Origin of the sequence: Bacillus sp. AY2-1, assembly GCF_008368965.1 — a bacterium.
Lineage (GTDB): Bacteria > Bacillota > Bacilli > Bacillales > Bacillaceae_G > Bacillus_A > Bacillus_A thuringiensis_S.
In genome coordinates, this window is the sequence record NZ_QPEL01000280.1 from 1 (window position 1) to 1374 (window position 1374).

Here is a 1374-nt window from a genome sequence, read left to right on the forward strand (position 1 = left end):
GTAGGAACGAGTGGATTGGCGACGTTGATCCATATGCAATTATTGAAAATGAAAAGGAAAGAAAAACTTGCTCACTATGTAAACAAAAAAATAATAAATTAGTTTTTCATATAAAAAATAAATTTAATGGAAGAAGAATAAATGTTGGTAGTTCATGTATTAATGACTTTTCTTCTTTAGAATATCCTTCAGGGGTATCTAAGAAAGAAGTAATGAGAAGTGCAAATCAAAAATATAAATTGCAGAATTTAATTTTCATGTTCCCTGGTATTGAGGGCATTGTTAACAATTGGGAAAAAGAATTAGAAATGTATGAGATACTCATCCCTCACAAAATAGAACAGGAATACTTGGAAACAGGAAAAAAATTAAAGAATTCATATGATAATTATATTAACGGGAAAGTTAATATAATAGATGCTGGAACGATAAAAAAATATTTAAATGACAGAAAAGAATTTTTGGCTAAAATGAGTAAATACGAAGAACTCAATAAAAATCAGGATTTTATTGTAACAAGGAAAATGGCAAATTGGTTACAGCGCAGGCATGATTTTAAAACAATTGAGATATTAAAAATTAAAGGATATATAACAAAAGAAAGTGCATATAAGGTTTTAGAACCCAATTTTATAGAGTCGTTAATACCAAAATTTAATCGACATTTTCAAAAAAATAATATACAAATCGTAAGTTATAATAAAGAGTATTCTTATTTTAAAATAAAACCTTTTTATAACCTTAATTTTCATTTAAAAATAAGCTGTTATAAATTAATAAGGACTTTTAGTTCATTAATATTCGATAATAAACCAAACATAGCTCCTAGTTTAAAAAATATCTTTCAAACTGCAGAATTATTTTCTGAGGTTGAACAAGAAATTGTGATTAATGAGCTGAATAGAATTAAATCCAATATAACTATGAAGTTACTTCATTTTGGGTATGATTACGACCATTTTGAATATAATGAATTAGACTTATTTGATAAGAGAATTAATAAATTTATTGTAGTAAAAATGAATAAGTTTCTTGAAGAATTTAAGGGTGTCGCTTTTGGTCTAATGAACCCCGAGGAAATTGAAAAATATGTAGATTACGAGTTAAATGGTAATTCAAAAGCATACACTCATGAAGAATTGTGGGCAATCCGTGATAGAAGAGATGATACGACCGAAGAAAACTAGACGAAAGTAAGATATGTAGAATTCCTCATACAAAAAACAACTATTTTTTATCTTCATCCTTGATTGAAGTACAGAAACAAATTTAGAAATATGCAATATTGCATAAAAACGCCCTGTTACTCTTGCTATAATTTTAAGTGTAAAATGTTGCATCCAACATTTTATAATTTTCTATATTCATTAATAT

At 26.5% G+C, this 1374-nt stretch carries 1 protein-coding gene; it reads left to right on the forward strand.

Annotated elements, in window-relative coordinates; translation table 11 throughout:
- On the forward strand, nt 1-1187 hold a 1187-nt coding region (locus tag DN403_RS31495), incomplete at its 5' end, for a hypothetical protein (RefSeq protein WP_179958962.1).
- Nucleotides 1188-1374: the final 187 nt, after the last annotated feature.